This is a genomic window from Streptococcus hyointestinalis (assembly GCF_011039275.1).
GTDB classification, from domain to species: domain Bacteria; phylum Bacillota; class Bacilli; order Lactobacillales; family Streptococcaceae; genus Streptococcus; species Streptococcus hyointestinalis_A.
Map to the genome: position 1 here is coordinate 901,185 of NZ_JAAKGB010000001.1, position 14,657 is coordinate 915,841.

General features: G+C 37.7%; 15 protein-coding genes. All 15 read left to right on the forward strand.

The window, feature by feature from the left end:
* Window positions 1–7 precede the first annotated feature (7 nt).
* The 15 genes from G5B60_RS04320 (at window position 8) to G5B60_RS04390 (ending at window position 14,637) form a co-directional block, all read left to right on the forward strand.
* Complete coding sequence (locus G5B60_RS04320) at window positions 8–694, forward strand: Wzz/FepE/Etk N-terminal domain-containing protein (RefSeq protein ID WP_164682814.1); 687 nt, start codon at window positions 8–10, stop codon at window positions 692–694.
* A 13-nt stretch (window positions 695–707) separates the two neighbouring features.
* Window positions 708–1,427, forward strand: coding sequence for a polysaccharide biosynthesis tyrosine autokinase (locus G5B60_RS04325; protein WP_164682817.1), 720 nt, complete (start codon window positions 708–710; stop codon window positions 1,425–1,427).
* Window positions 1,428–1,445: 18 nt separating this feature from the next.
* Entirely contained in the window at window positions 1,446–2,828 is a 1,383-nt protein-coding gene (locus G5B60_RS04330) for a sugar transferase (RefSeq protein WP_164682819.1), read from the forward strand.
* Window positions 2,829–4,001, forward strand: a complete 1,173-nt coding sequence (cps2T, locus tag G5B60_RS04335; RefSeq protein ID WP_164682820.1) for a beta 1-4 rhamnosyltransferase Cps2T — start codon at window positions 2,829–2,831, stop codon at window positions 3,999–4,001. It abuts the gene before it with no gap.
* 1 nt (window position 4,002) lies between these two features.
* The gene (locus tag G5B60_RS04340; protein WP_164682823.1) at window positions 4,003–5,295 is read left to right on the forward strand and encodes a glycosyltransferase; all 1,293 of its coding nucleotides are present in this window, start codon (window positions 4,003–4,005) and stop codon (window positions 5,293–5,295) included.
* Window positions 5,296–5,387: 92 nt separating this feature from the next.
* Window positions 5,388–6,380 (forward strand): stealth family protein, encoded by a 993-nt coding sequence (locus tag G5B60_RS04345; RefSeq protein ID WP_164682825.1) that lies wholly within the window; start codon window positions 5,388–5,390, stop codon window positions 6,378–6,380.
* Complete coding sequence (locus tag G5B60_RS04350) at window positions 6,367–7,335, forward strand: glycosyltransferase (protein ID WP_164682827.1); 969 nt, start codon at window positions 6,367–6,369, stop codon at window positions 7,333–7,335. Before G5B60_RS04345 ends, G5B60_RS04350 begins: the two co-directional genes overlap by 14 nt.
* A 32-nt stretch (window positions 7,336–7,367) precedes the next feature.
* Window positions 7,368–8,594 (forward strand): hypothetical protein, encoded by a 1,227-nt coding sequence (locus tag G5B60_RS04355; protein ID WP_164682829.1) that lies wholly within the window; start codon window positions 7,368–7,370, stop codon window positions 8,592–8,594.
* Complete coding sequence (locus G5B60_RS04360) at window positions 8,584–9,645, forward strand: glycosyltransferase (RefSeq protein WP_164682831.1); 1,062 nt, start codon at window positions 8,584–8,586, stop codon at window positions 9,643–9,645. Before G5B60_RS04355 ends, G5B60_RS04360 begins: the two co-directional genes overlap by 11 nt.
* Window positions 9,617–11,038: a flippase gene (locus tag G5B60_RS04365; protein ID WP_164682833.1), complete on the forward strand. Its 1,422-nt coding sequence runs from the start codon at window positions 9,617–9,619 to the stop codon at window positions 11,036–11,038. Before G5B60_RS04360 ends, G5B60_RS04365 begins: the two co-directional genes overlap by 29 nt.
* Window positions 11,039–11,316: 278 nt before the next feature.
* A complete protein-coding gene (gene truB / locus G5B60_RS04370) occupies window positions 11,317–12,201 on the forward strand; it encodes a tRNA pseudouridine(55) synthase TruB (RefSeq protein WP_164682835.1) in 885 nt (294 codons plus the stop codon).
* Window positions 12,202–12,213: 12 nt separating this feature from the next.
* The gene (locus G5B60_RS04375) at window positions 12,214–13,146 is read left to right on the forward strand and encodes a bifunctional riboflavin kinase/FAD synthetase (RefSeq protein ID WP_164682837.1); all 933 of its coding nucleotides are present in this window, start codon (window positions 12,214–12,216) and stop codon (window positions 13,144–13,146) included.
* Window positions 13,147–13,189: 43 nt separating this feature from the next.
* Window positions 13,190–13,606: a Spx/MgsR family RNA polymerase-binding regulatory protein gene (locus G5B60_RS04380; RefSeq protein WP_164682839.1), complete on the forward strand. Its 417-nt coding sequence runs from the start codon at window positions 13,190–13,192 to the stop codon at window positions 13,604–13,606.
* Window positions 13,596–13,874: a UPF0223 family protein gene (locus G5B60_RS04385; protein ID WP_164684171.1), complete on the forward strand. Its 279-nt coding sequence runs from the start codon at window positions 13,596–13,598 to the stop codon at window positions 13,872–13,874. The genes G5B60_RS04380 and G5B60_RS04385 overlap by 11 nt, the downstream gene beginning before the upstream one ends.
* Window positions 13,864–14,637, forward strand: a complete 774-nt coding sequence (locus tag G5B60_RS04390; protein WP_164682841.1) for an inositol monophosphatase family protein — start codon at window positions 13,864–13,866, stop codon at window positions 14,635–14,637. The genes G5B60_RS04385 and G5B60_RS04390 overlap by 11 nt, the downstream gene beginning before the upstream one ends.
* Window positions 14,638–14,657 lie beyond the last annotated feature (20 nt).

A 14,657-nucleotide genomic window follows, 5' to 3' on the forward strand; every position in this document is an offset into this window, starting at 1 on the left:
AGACCGTATGAACGCTAAGGAAACTTCAACCATTGAAATTGATGTTATTGTCTTGCTTCAGAGCTTGTGGCAGAAAAAGTTCTTGATTCTTTTTGTGTCCTTGCTTGTCGCTGCACTCGCCTTTTTAGGCTCAACTTTCCTCTTACAAAAGGAATATACTTCAGCGACACGGATTTATGTGGTCAATCGTACCGATAACAACATCACCAATCCAGACCTGCAAGCTGGTAGCTACTTGGTCAATGACTACAAGGAAATCATCACCTCAGCGGATGTCATGAACCAAGTCATTTACAAGGAAAACTTGTCCTTGACACCAAGCGAATTGTCTCAGAAAGTAGCGGTCACTATCCCAACGGATACCCGTGTCATTTCCATCTCTGTGGAAGATAGCAACGCCAAAGAAGCCGCTCGTCTAGCCAATGCCGTTCGTGAAGCGGCGACGACAAAGATTCAGGAAGTAACTAAGGTGGAGGATGTGACGACGCTTGAAGTCGCTAAGGTCTCAAATACCCCATCCTCACCAAACACCAAGCGCCATACGCTTCTTGGCTTTTTAGTCGGTGCTTTCCTCTCTATGGCAGCTGTCATCCTAGCAGAAGTGCTCGATGACCTTGTCAAGTCAGCCGAAGATGTGGAAAACAGACTGGAGCTCACCCTCCTAGGCACTGTCCCTGCTATGAGTAAACTATAAGGAGATACGATTGATGACACGTTTGATGATTGCTTCTAAAAAGCACAGCTTATACGAGAAAGCCGAGGAGTATTACAACTCTATCCGTACCACTATCCGGTTTAGCGGTAGCGATATTAAGAGTATCGTGTTGACCTCTGTGCAACCCAACGAAGGCAAGACCACAACAGCAGTCAATCTTGCCATTTCCATGGCTAAGGTGGGCTTTAAGACCCTTTTGATTGATGCGGATACCAGAAACTCTGTGCTGTCAGGAACTTTCCGAGCAGCGGGCAGTGTGGTGGGTTTGACCATCTATCTGTCTGGCAATGCCGAGTTGGCAGAAGCCATCTGTGAGCCCGATATCCCAAACCTCATGGTCATCCCGGCCGGGCAGGTGCCACCAAATCCTACTCACCTCTTACAAAATACCACTTTTACCCACATGATGGAGATGACCAAGCAGTTGTTTGATTATGTGATTATCGATGCGCCACCGATTGGCTTGGTCGTGGATGCGGCTATTATCGCCAAGAGCTGTGATGGTGCCATTATCGTGACCGAGTCTGGCGCCATTAAACGCCGCTTTGTCCTCAAAGCCAAGGAGCAGCTCGAACACAGCGGCACCCAGTTTTTAGGGGTCATTCTCAACAAAGCTGCAAATAGTGTGGGCAGTTATGGTGGTTATGGTAACTATGGGGAGTATGGACAGCAAGAGAAGAAAACTCAGAAGAAATCTCGTAGGAAAAAGTAGTTTTAGTAAGGAAATGCGATGCACAGTGAAACCTCTATCAAAAAGAGCCTTTACCTTATCGTAGATAGTTTAGCAATTGTTTTCACTTTTTTGATACTATCTCGTTTCTTTATCTATCCTTTCTTGCGCAATCCTAAATTTCTATTTGCCGTCGTTTTTTGTAGCGCCTTATATGCCGTATGGTTTGATCACTACTCGGATGTTTTATCAAGAACTTACAGAGAAGAAATAAAGCCAGTCATTTTTTTTTCGGTAGAGCTACTTGTTATTAGTATTCTTATTATCTGTGCCGGTCGTTTTTTAGGAAATTTTGAAATTTTAAATTTAGGTGGACGGTATTTACTGAGTCAACTGATCTGGTCAACAGCTTTACTCCTTTTAGGCCGTTATTTGGTTAAAGGCTTGACGAAAGAGCTTTTCATTGAAACGTCAAATGTTATCCTATTAACCAACTTTACGAATGAAGCAGAATTAGTGACCCAGCTTCACCAAAATGGCTATCGTGTCTTAGCTTACTTTAGTCACCAAAATCCAGTGTCGACTTTTCTTGAAGTGCCTGTCTTACACGATTTTGAGCAGATACGTTATCTCTTATCGCACAATGAGGTGCAGGAAGTTTTTGTCACCAGTGACGCTTTTAGTGATTTCAACCGTGAACGTGATTACTTCAGTGCTCTCGTTATACCTGTGAGTCTCGCCTTTGATGAGAATGTAGAAGGTAATCTTTCTGCCTTGACTTTTCATAAAGTCGGAACGATTGCAGCACTCCCCTCCTCGCTCAATCCTATCCGCTACCGTAGTCTCTTTTTTAAGCGCTTGTGTGATATTTTTTTTAGCCTGATTGGGCTGGTGCTTACAGGGCTTGTCGCTATCATCCTCTATCCTATTGTACAAATGCAGTCTAAGGGTCCGCTTATCTTTAAGCAAAAGCGGGTGGGCAAGAATGGCAAGGTCTTTGAAATCTATAAGTTTCGCAGCATGTACTTGGACGCTGAGGAACGCAAAAAAGAGCTGATGGCGCAAAATGAGCTGACCTCTGATTTGATGTTCAAGATGGACAATGACCCTCGTATCTTTCCCTTTGGGCAGAAAATGCGCAACTGGTCTCTGGATGAGCTGCCGCAGTTTATCCATGTTTTAAAGGGCGACATGTCACTTATCGGCACACGTCCGCCAACCTTGAATGAATACGAAAATTATGAGTTACATCACTTTAAGCGCTTAGCCATGAAACCAGGTATCACAGGCATGTGGCAGGTCAGTGGGCGCAGTAACATCACGGACTTTGAAGAAGTCGTTGCCCTTGATTTGTCCTACATCAAAAATTGGTCGGTCTGGCTCGACATCAAAATTTTTCTCAAAACCATCAAAGTCGTTTTAGTGAAAGAAGGGAGTAAGTAAATGCCTCAATCGGTTTATATTGTAGGTTCTAAAGGCATACCTGCTAAGTATGGAGGTTTTGAAACCTTTGTGGAAAAGTTGACGGAACACCAAAAAGACACATCTATCCACTACTATGTGGCTTGCGTGCGTGAAAACTCAGCTAAGTCTCATATCACAGCAGATGTCTTTGAGCATAACGGTGCGACTTGTTTCAACGTTGATGTGCCTAAGATTGGTCCAGCAAGAGCCATTGCCTATGATATTAAAGCCTTGAATCGTGCCATTGCTATGGCAATTGAGAATCAGGATGAGGCGCCGATTTTTTACGTGCTTGCTTGTCGGATTGGTCCTTTTATCAAAGGCATTAAGAAAAGAATCAAATCTATTAACGGCACCCTCTTGGTCAATCCAGACGGTCACGAGTGGTTGCGTGACAAGTGGTCAGCGCCTGTGCGTCGCTACTGGAAAATTTCTGAGCAGCTGATGGTTAAGCACGCTGACCTTTTGGTCTGTGATAGTAAGAACATCGAAAATTACATCCAGACTGACTACAAGAAGTATCGTCCACAGACGACCTATATTGCTTACGGCACGGACTTATCTAAATCCTCTTTGACACAAGAGTCTGACAAGGTGCGTCAGTGGTTCACCGACAAAGAGGTCACTGAAGGCAACTATTATCTTGTCGTTGGGCGTTTTGTACCAGAGAATAACTACGAAGCCATGCTCAAGGGCTTTATGGCGTCAAACTCTCAGAAGGATTTTGTCTTGATTACCACTGTCGAGCACAGTGCTTTTTATGACAAGCTGCGTAGAGAAACAGGCTTTTACAAGGACCCACGTGTCAAGTTTGTGGGGACGGTCTACGACCAAGACTTGCTCAAGTACATTCGTGAGCAGGCTTTTGCTTATTTTCATGGGCATGAGGTGGGAGGCACTAACCCCTCACTTTTAGAAGCGCTAGCGTCTACGCCTTTAAACTTACTTTTGGATGTTGGTTTTAACCGTGAGGTGGGTGAAGAGGGCGCCCTCTATTGGGCAAAAGATAAACTCACACAAACCATAGAGCAGGCAGAAGAGCTGTCAGAAGAAACGCTAGCAACGATGAAAGATAAAGCTTATCAACGTGTAGCAGACGCCTACAATTGGGGCACGATCGTTGCGGCCTATGAAGACTTGTTTAGGAAATAATATGAAAATTTTACACTATACAATTGGTTTTGCGCCTGAACGAACAGGCGGTTTAGTGACTTATGCAAAAGATTTGATGTTGGAGCAGATTCATCAAAATCATGAAGTATTTACTCTATATCCAACAACAATAAGTTCACTTAATAAAAAGGTAAAAATACAGAAAGGGGAAGATAGAGAAGGTATTAAAACTTACCACCTTATTAATAGCCTTCCCTTACCTTTTATTAGAGGCATAAGACAACCGTCAGATTTTATGGTAAAAACTGATGAAATTGTTTATAAAGTATTTTTGAAAGATTTAAGCCCGGATGTGGTACATGTTCATTCCCTAATGGGACTACATACAGAATTTTTTAAGATGGCAAGACAACTTGGAATTCAGGTTGTATTTACTAGCCATGATTACTTTGGGTTGTCGCCTGTCCCGGAATTTTATTTTTGGGGTCATTCTTATGATATGGAAAATACAAATGAAACTTGGAATATTATGTCCAGCCTTGCTCTGCCAACTAAGTCTCTTCGTCTTTTTCAACTACCTTTTTTTCCTCTTATAAGAAATTTCAAAAATAAAATTTCAAGATTAAGAAATCAAGATCATAGTCACAATGATAAGCAGCTAGATTTTGGAGAAAAGCTAGTAAATGTAAATTATAACGAATTACGTACCTATTATCCATCTATATTTAAAATGATAGATAGTTTTCATTTTAATAGTCCTATAGCTCAACAGGTATATAAGAACACTTTATGTTTTTCTCCCAATGGTAAGGTTGTAAGTATCACACATGCTGGTGTTAAGCAACATAACTTAAGTCAAAATACATCTGCTAAGTTAAGGGTGGCTTACATTGGTCCAGATAAAGATTTTAAAGGTTTTTTTGATTTTATCACTTTTGCAGAGAATTGTACGGACGATAAATTGGAGTTTCATACTTACGGCTATCCACCAAGAGATGAATTGTCCGATAAAATCCAACAACATGGTCGTTTTAGTTATATGCAAGTTGATGATGTTTATAAAAATATAGATGCTATCGTGGTGCCAAGTAAATGGAAAGAAACCTTTGGTTTTATTGTAATAGAGGCCCTATCTTATGGTAAAATGGTATTTACTAGTGAAACGGTAGGATCTAAAGATTTGTTGCCTAAAAATCAAGTTTTTACAGATTTATCAGAAATTTCGATGTTATTAAAAGATATTGATTTTTCGCAAACTAAAGTAAATGTGAAAAAAATAGATGAACATACTAAAGAAATGATTGAGTTTTATACAGAAGTAGTTAAAGGATAAGTGAATTAAAGTTGTTAAATATTATAACTTATCAAAGGAATATTTGAAAAAATTATAGGTATAGATGATCGAAAATGTAGAGGGATAGAAATTTGAAACCAATTGATTTTGTTGTAACTTGGGTAAATGGAAACGATCCAAAGTGGCGAAAATCTAAAAATAAGTATCAAGGTAAATCTGAAGATTTATTAAATACAGAGGATCGTTATAGAGACTGGGATTTTTTGAGATATTGGTTTAGGGCCGTAGAAAAGAACACGCCATGGGTCAATAAAATATTTTTTATTACAGAAGGTCATCTTCCAGCATGGTTAGATGTGGATAATAAAAAATTAAGAGTTGTTAAACATAGTGATTATATTCCAAATGAATATTTGCCTACTTTCAGTTCAAATGTTATTGAATTGAACTTAGTAAATATTACAGAATTATCTGCTAATTTTGTCTTATTCAGCGATGACATGTTTATACATAGTCCTATTTCTCCTAGTTATTTTTTTGAAAATGATACTCCTAAAGATACAGGGGTATTTAGTCCACTTGTACCAACAAGAGGAGGAATTGCATCAACCTTTTTAAATAATATTGAAGTTATTAATGATTACTTCAGTATGAGACAAGTCTTGAAAAGTGAGTTTTCTAAAATATTTAACTTAAAATATGGAAAGTACAATATTACGAATATATGTGTACTGCCATGGAATAAGATTTTGGGTTTTTATGATACACACATCCCCGTTTCATACAATAAGTCTAGCTTTGAAACAATTTGGTCTTGCGAGGCTACCATCTTAAAGGAGACCTCAAGTCCTAAATTTAGAACAAAAGATGATGTGAATCCTTGGTTGGTAAGATATTGGCAAATATGTTCAGGTAACTTTGTTCCTAAAAATATACATAAGGACAAGTACTACAATATTTCTGACGAATTACCATCTATTTTAGAGGATATAAGGCTTTCTAAGCATAATTTAATATGCTTGAATGACGGGGACAATTTGACTTCATTTGAAGAAAAAAAACATCTATTGTTAGAGGCCTTAGAGAGCAAGTTTGGTAAGAAGAGTACGTTTGAAACATGGTGATTATATTATGACAAAACAAATAAAAATATCAATTGTCATGGCTACCTATAATGGCGAACAGTTTTTAATAGAGCAGCTAGATAGTCTATTTCAGCAAACCATCTTGCCAGATGAACTGATTATCTTAGATGATTGCTCTTTAGACAGCAAACGAAATATTTTAGATACCTATTCTGCTTATCCTAAAGAGATTAAGATAAAAAAGGTCTATCGCAAGAAACATGTGGGATATATTCGGAATTTTCTTGATGGTATTAAACAAGCTACGGGTGAGATAGTTTTTCTTTGTGACCAAGACGATATCTGGAAAGAAGATAAGATTGAACGTTGTTTAGCGTTCTTTAAAGATTATTCTGATTGTGTAGTTCTCCATACAAATACTGCTAAGATAGATGTTCATGGCGATATTATAGAAAAAAATCTACAAAAGTATGATATGTTTAGTCGTAGACTAACGTTAGAAGAACTAGTTACTAAAGTCAATTATCCAGGGATGTCTATGTGTTTTAGACGTGAAGCAGTTGAAGAATATTTAAGTCGTTTTATTGAACAAGGGATTGTTTTCCCAACCCATGATTGGGTGATTGCTTACATTGGATGTCTTTTAGATGGTTTCTATACATCAAATCAAGTTTTGACTTATAGCCGTTATACAGGTCACCATGTTGCTCTTACTCAAGAAAAAAAGCGTATATCAACTGTCAGCCGACGTGTCAAAGGGATTGCTATTTATCGTGAGAAATATCAATTTGTTTCAGATGTACAGAATAAAAATATTCTTCATAAAACATTAAATGCTGAACGTTTTTTACAAGTGTCCAACAATCGAGAGAATTACTTGACTAATCATAGTCTAGCGGATTGGTTTAAAAATATACGTAATATAACCTACTACCCATCTAAAAAGACCTATTTGGCAGATGGGCTACTTCTTTTAAGGGGAAGAAAGTCCTGAAATTAAGATACGATTACTTTAGCAATCGCTTTATGGTTGAAATGCTTTTTGTCTTTTCTATTCTGATGCTGATGTCAAAAAAAATGATGGATGAATTACATATTATTTTTGGCAACAAGTCTATTGTATCTTCTACGGTATTATATATTTTTATCATCGTATTATTTCTCTGGCTAGTATTGATTCGTTTTATCAACCAGCAATCCGTCAACGGGAATTGTGCGTTTATTCTCTTTTTATTCCTTTTAGGGGTATTGATTAGTGTAGCTTTTTCACCTAGCGGACTCAGTTTATTGATTGAACTTAGGAACCTTCTGTTTGCCTATGTAGGAGTTCTCTTGCTGTGTGTAGTTAACATGCTGGGTATGAGGTTAAAGTACAAAAAGGAAGCAAGAGTCCTAATTATTATCTTTACTTTATGCCAATCGCTTCTAGGAATTTATCAGCATGTGGCAAGAAGTCCGATTGTTCCTGTTGTGGATAGTACAGGAAAATCTATTGTAAATACAATTTATTATCTTAATGGTATAAGTTCTAAAAATCCTTATTTCCTAGATTTAGGTGCTGAGGTACGAGCATTTGGGATGACAGATTCCGGTCTGACATTAGGTCTATTTGCTTTTTTAGGGATACTATTGGTTAGTCAGCTGAAACATAAATTTCTTTCATACCTTTTAACATCTATTTACTTACTTTCTATCTATTATTCAGTTACACGTGTAGTCTGGTTGATTGTTATACTTTATTTTATTACTCTATTTCTTGCTAGGTTAGAATTGACACGATTACTTCCGTTTATGAAAACATGTTGGTTTACTGTTGGTATTACTTTACAAGGTTTACTATTATTTTCAGCAGGGACGGTATATATTATTAGTATTTTTTCTGAATTTGACACCTTACTGTCTCGATTCGAAGGCTTAGTTTACTTTATGAAAAATCTAAGTTTTAATCCGATAACGATTATATTTGGTCAAAATTTTAGTAGTCGATTAGTATATTTTAATCAAGTGACTCGCTATAGTTTAGATAATGAAGTGTTTAAAATTTTTGCAGATATAGGTTTATTAGGTGTTGGTATTATTTTTGCCTTGTATAAAAAGATGCTAGGTTATTTTAATGGACGTTATCTTTTATTTCTTTCTATGTTTACTATGTTTGGGATTGGAAATGTAGTTAATTATTTTTATATTCCTCTACTTGTTCTAAGTGTGATGCTGCTAGATACGAATAAAAGTGAGGTGTACGATGTTAATTAGTATTATTATCCCTGGTTATAATGTTGAAGATTATTTGGAACAGTGCTTAGAGTCTATTGTAAATCAGACCTATAAAGATTTGGAGATTATTATTATAAATGATGGCTCAACGGACAACAGCTTATCCATTTGTCAAAATTTTGCAACTAAAGATACTAGAGTGAAAGTAATTAATAAAGATAATGAAGGTCAAGGAATTTGTAGGAATTTAGGAATTCAGTTAGCAACTGGTGATTACGTAACTTTTGTTGATTCTGATGATTATTATGATATTGATTCTATTGAACAACTTGTTTTAGGACTTAGTAAATCAAGTGATTTGGTAATTGGTGGATATAAAAAAGTACTGGATACAGGAGAAATCACCTATGTTGAGAAATACAGTGCAGGCATATGTTCCTATTCACTAGAACACTTTCAATTAAGATTTTTAGGAGACTTACCAGATAAGCAAGATAGTGTTAAAGGAACAGTCTGGAATAGTCTATACAAAAGGTCACTTTTACAAAAAAATCATGTTACTTTTTTATCCGAGCGTTCTATTTTTTCAGAAGATACGGTTTTTAATTTAGATTATATCGCACATTGTCAGTCGGTTTGTTTAATAGATAGTACAGCGTATAATTATAGCTTGAATCTCGAGTCGACATCAACAAAATATGATGAGGATAAATTAGCTAAGGTAAATGATTATTATATTTTTTTATGTAATCGTTTTGAAAATAATGAAACTTCTATTTTACGTTCGCAGCGTTTTTATCTGTTTACTGTAAAAAAGTGTTTGCAGCAAGTTGTTAATAAGCCAACTTCTAAATCTTTCAAGGCAATGTCAACTGAAATTAAACAAATTACCAGTGACTCTGTAGTTAGTGAGGTCTTAAAGCAATATCCTATTACAAAGTTAGCTCGTAAAACATATCTTATGCTTTGGTTAGTAAAACATCAATGGACGACCATTCTTACCTTTCTCATCAGATACTCTCTTGGACGAAACCAGAATTATATAAAAAGGATTCAGACTCTTGAAACTTCTAAAAAATTATTTTTATAATGCAACTTATCAAATTATAGCTATCATTATCCCTTTAATAACAGTACCTTATATTTCGAGGTCCCTAGGTCCTGAATCGGTGGGTATAAATTCTTATACTAATTCGATTATGACTTATTTTGTTTTATTTGCTAATTTAGGGATGACTGTATATGGGAATCGAGCTATATCTTATAGTCGTGATTCAGAAGCAGCGAGAAGTCAGAAATTCTGGGAGATTGTTGCCATCCAGTTTTTAATGGCGTTTTTATCCTTTATAGCTTTGATGATTTTTATTCAGATTTATCAGGATTATAAGTACTACCTCATGCTACCATCCGTACAACTTTTAGCAACAGCAGTTGACATATCTTGGTTTTTTGCTGGCTTAGAAGAGTTTAAGAAAACAGTTGTTAGAAACATGATTGTTAAACTCTTATCAACTGTCGCTATCTTTTTATTTGTTCATTCTCCCAAAGATTTAGGGTTATATATACTTTTGTTAGCAGTCTCAACTTTATTGGGAAATTTAACCCTTTGGACTTATTTACGTCAATATGTTGCTAGGTTCCAGTTTAAAGATTTAAATTTAATCCCTCATTTATCACCTGGTATGGTATTGTTTGTTCCTCAATTGGCTACCAGTGTATTTATGACTTTGAATAAAATAGTTTTAGGAGATTTATCAACCTTGTCACAAACGGGCTATTTTGCTAATTCGGCTAAAGTTGTACGTATTCTACTTTCTTTCATTACATCTATTGGAACGGTCATATTTCCTAGAATTGCTAATAGTTTTGCTAAAAAAGATCATGAGTCGGTTCATAAATACCTCAGTTTATCATTTAATATGGTCACTTTAATATCATTTCCAGTTGTGGCAGGAGTTATTGCGATTAGTAGCCCATTTTCATCAATATATTTTGGAAGTGATTTTAAAGGTATCGATATTGTATTAGCTTTATTAGTAATCGAATTAATCTTTATGGGATGGTCATCTGTATTAGGAAATCAATTTTTAGTGGCTATTAATAGGACAAAAGGCTTGACTGTTTCAATAGTATGTTCAGTCGTTGTATCATTATGCTTGTCGATGTATTTGGTTCCTACATATGGAGCGGTAGGAGCAGCTATTTCATCTGTTATAGGCGAATTCACAATTGTCTTAGTGCAGTTATGGTATGTCAAAAAGTTTACGGCTGTTATGCGCCTTTTTGAAGAAGTTCCAATCTATTTCATAGCAAGTGTAATAATGTTAATAGCTTGTAAATTGGTGGGGAGCATCGTGTTAAGCAACTTGCTGCAGGTTATAGTAGAAGTTATTACAGGTGGTTTAGTTTATGGTGGAGCTATTCTGCTATTAAGACCTAAATCTATACATAATATATTACATTATGTAATATCAAGAAATTAGGAATTCTTATATACTAATATTAAAATCCCTTAGATAGCGATTAATCTAAGGGATTTTAGATAGAGTTAAAATTGCTTTTTTAACCACTGATTAAAGTGGTAAGGGATACTATCATTGCGGTAGAAACCAGCATAGAGGAAAGTATAGATATCCCTATCATCAAAGATATCAACTAACTTAAATTTATCACTAAACTCAGAATCTGTCAATTATTTTAGTAATCTTTATATATATTGGAACATATGGACTACTGGGTAATATATGTTATAATAGTAATTATGATTACAGGTATTATCACTTTAAAGAAAGAAGCGGGGATGACGTCGCATGATGCGGTGTTTCGTTTGCGTCGCTTATTAAGGGAAAAAAAGATTGGGCATGGAGGGACGCTGGATCCTGATGTAGTGGGTGTTTTGCCGATTGCTGTTGGTAAGGCGACACGGGTTTTAGAGTACATGACAGACAGTGGAAAAGTCTATGAGGGAGAGGCGACACTCGGTTTTTCAGCGACCACAGAAGATAGCAGTGGTGAGCTCGTTGCTAAAACGCCTGTATCAAAGGAACTCTCAGAAGCAGAAGTTGATGAAGCGATTGCTTCTTTGGTTGGCGACATCACGCAGATTCCTCCCATGTACTCTGCTGTTAAGGTCAACGGTAAAAAGCTTTATGAGTATGCACGGGCTGGGCAAACCGTTGAGCGTCCACAGCGCCAAGTGACCATTCACAGCTTTACCCGCACAAGCCCGCTAGAGTTTGATGGTGAGTGCTGTCTCTTTCGTTTCCGAGTTGCCTGCAGTAAGGGCACGTACGTTAGGACTTTGGCAGTGGACTTAGGGGCTAAGTTAGGCTATAGCAGCCACATGTCACACCTGACTCGTACGGCTTCGGCAGGATTATACCTAGAGGATGCGTTGACACTCTCACAGTTAGCAGATAAGGTGGAGCAACATGACATGAGCTTTTTATTGCCCATAGAGTACGGCGTTCTCGACCTTCCTAGATGTGAGCTCAATCAAGCGCAGAAAGAAGATGTGTCCTTTGGGCGCTCTATTAGGCTTTCTGAGGAAGCTGACTTGCTAGCGGCTTTTTATAAGGACAAGGTCATCGCCATCTTGGAGAGAAGAGATGGTCAGCAGTACAAGCCGAAAAAAGTATTGCTATAGAAAAGAGCAACGATGGAGATTTATAACGTGACGCACTACAGTCAGCTTGATGGAGCAGACGAGACTGTTCTTGTGCTTGGTTATTTTGATGGTCTTCATAGAGGACATAAGGCTTTTTTTGCTAAGGCAAGGGAGATTGCGCAAAAAGAGCAACTCAAGATTGTTGTGCTGACCTTTCATGAGAGTCCTCAGCTAGCTTTTGCCAAGTTTCGCCCTGACTTACTCAATCATCTGACCTATCCTGAAAAACGCTATGAAAAGTTCGCAGAGTATGGTGTTGATAGGCTGTATCTGACAGACTTTACCACCGCTTTTTCACATATTTCCTCAGATGATTTTATCACGCAGTTTATAAAAGGGCTGAATGCTAAGGCTGTTGTTGTGGGCTTTGATTATAAGTTTGGACATAATCGCACTAATAGTGATTATCTGGCTAGAAATTTTGATGGCGACGTCTACACTATCCCGCAAGTGTCAGAGGGCGGGGACAAGATCAGCTCCACTCGTATCCGAAAGTTGATTGCCGAAGGGCAAGTCGCACAGGCAAATAAGCTCCTAGGCTATCCTTTTTCGACACGAGGTATCGTAGTGCATGGAGATGCTAGAGGGCGTACTATCGGTTTTCCAACAGCCAATCTAGCGCCGATTTATAGGACTTTTCTGCCTGCGGACGGGGTTTATGTGACCAAGGTGCGTGTGGCAGGCAAGCTCTATGACGCTATGACCAGTGTCGGAAAAAATGTCACTTTTGGTGGGACAGAGTTAAGGTTAGAAGCCCATCTCTTTGATTTTTCAGAAGACATTTACGGAGAGACTATCGAGATTATCTGGTTGGATAAAATTCGTGAAATGATTAAATTTTCAGGAATTGATGAATTAGTACTACATCTCGAAAAAGATAGAGGATTTACACTAAATTGGAAAAAAAATAGTCAAAAGTCGTAAAATTGTGTATAATATTCTTAGAGTAAAATTAAGAGGAGCTTTCATGATTACTTTATTTCTATCTCCTAGTTGTACGAGTTGCCGTAAAGCACGTGCTTGGCTGACCAAACATCATCTCGAGTTCAAAGAACATAATATTGTGACAAGCCCTTTGACCAAAGAAGAGTTACTGTCCATTTTGGCACTAACAGAAAATGGCACAGAGGATATTATTTCGACGCGTTCAAAGGTTTTTCAGAGGTTAGAGATTGATGTGGATGATTTGTCAGTTTCTGATTTGATTGACCTTATTTCTGAAAATCCAAGTCTTTTGCGTCGCCCCATTATTTTGGATAACAAGCGGATGCAGATTGGTTTTAATGAAGCTGAAATCAGAGCCTTTTTACCTAGAGATTATCGTATGCAGGAGTTACAAGAGGCAACTATAGAAGCAGCAATTGCGGGAGCAACTGAAAGATAACTATGCCTATCCCCTTGATTTGTCATGGAGCACTGATGAGATTGCAACAGTGCTTTCTTTTTTAAATCAAGTGGAAAAAGCTTATGAACATAAAGTAGAAGCAGAAGCTGTTTTAGACAGCTATGCAGACTTTAAGCACATCGTTAGAAGCAAAGCACAGGAAAAGCAAATAGACCGTGACTTTGAAAAAACCAGTGGCTACTCAACCTACCCAGTGGTCAAAGCAGCCAAAGCAAAAGGGAAAGGACTGATTTCTCTTGGAAAGTAAATTTGCGTTTGCAAAACAGCTGATTAGAGAAGCTGGGCAGTTGATTTTAAAGCATTTGTCTGATGAGCTTGTGGTTGAGGAAAAAGGGCGATTTGATGACCTTGTCACTTCACTAGATAAGGAAGTGCAGGATTTTCTTGTCACTGAGATTCACAAGCACTACCCAGCAGATGCGATTTTAGCTGAGGAAAATGACCTCCGTCACTCTGTGACAGACGGCAAGGTTTGGGTGCTTGATCCGATTGATGGAACGGTCAATTTCATCGTGCAAAGGGATTATTTTGCCATTTTGATTGCTTATTATGAGGATGGTTTGGGTCAGTTTGGCTTGATTTATGATGTTATCACTGACCGACTTATCCACGGCGGCGGTATTTTCGATGGTTATATGAACGATGAGCTCTTATCGCCTTATCAGGATAAACCGCTCTCTAGAAGTCTGATTGGTGGCAACAGCGGCATATATGCTCAAAATGACCACGGCATTCGTGATTTTATCCAGCAAAGTTTGGGCTTGCGTGTCTATGGTGGTGCAGGGATTAGTATGGGCTATGTTCTCACTGGAAAGCTGATGGCCTACTTTTCTTATCTACAACCGGGGGATTATGCGGCTGCTAAAATCTTAGGTGATAAACTTGGTTATGTCCTTTTGACGCTAGATGGCACTGAACCTGACTTTACCCATCGTCAAAAGGTCATGTTTGTGCCCAAGGTGAAATTACCACTCATCAAAAAAACCATGAGCTCTCCTGAAAATTCGTGAAAAACTTGAAATTCTCTTGA

Coding starts and splice junctions, on each gene's coding strand:
- G5B60_RS04340 (WP_164682823.1), top strand. CDS start 4,003: ATGAAAATTTTACACTATACAATTGGTTTTGCGCCTGAACGAACAGGC.
- G5B60_RS04320 (WP_164682814.1), top strand. CDS start 8: ATGAACGCTAAGGAAACTTCAACCATTGAAATTGATGTTATTGTCTTG.
- G5B60_RS04325 (WP_164682817.1), top strand. CDS start 708: ATGACACGTTTGATGATTGCTTCTAAAAAGCACAGCTTATACGAGAAA.
- G5B60_RS04355 (WP_164682829.1), top strand. CDS start 7,368: ATGGTTGAAATGCTTTTTGTCTTTTCTATTCTGATGCTGATGTCAAAA.
- G5B60_RS04330 (WP_164682819.1), top strand. CDS start 1,446: ATGCACAGTGAAACCTCTATCAAAAAGAGCCTTTACCTTATCGTAGAT.
- G5B60_RS04360 (WP_164682831.1), top strand. CDS start 8,584: ATGTTAATTAGTATTATTATCCCTGGTTATAATGTTGAAGATTATTTG.
- truB (WP_164682835.1), top strand. CDS start 11,317: ATGATTACAGGTATTATCACTTTAAAGAAAGAAGCGGGGATGACGTCG.
- G5B60_RS04375 (WP_164682837.1), top strand. CDS start 12,214: ATGGAGATTTATAACGTGACGCACTACAGTCAGCTTGATGGAGCAGAC.
- cps2T (WP_164682820.1), top strand. CDS start 2,829: ATGCCTCAATCGGTTTATATTGTAGGTTCTAAAGGCATACCTGCTAAG.
- G5B60_RS04380 (WP_164682839.1), top strand. CDS start 13,190: ATGATTACTTTATTTCTATCTCCTAGTTGTACGAGTTGCCGTAAAGCA.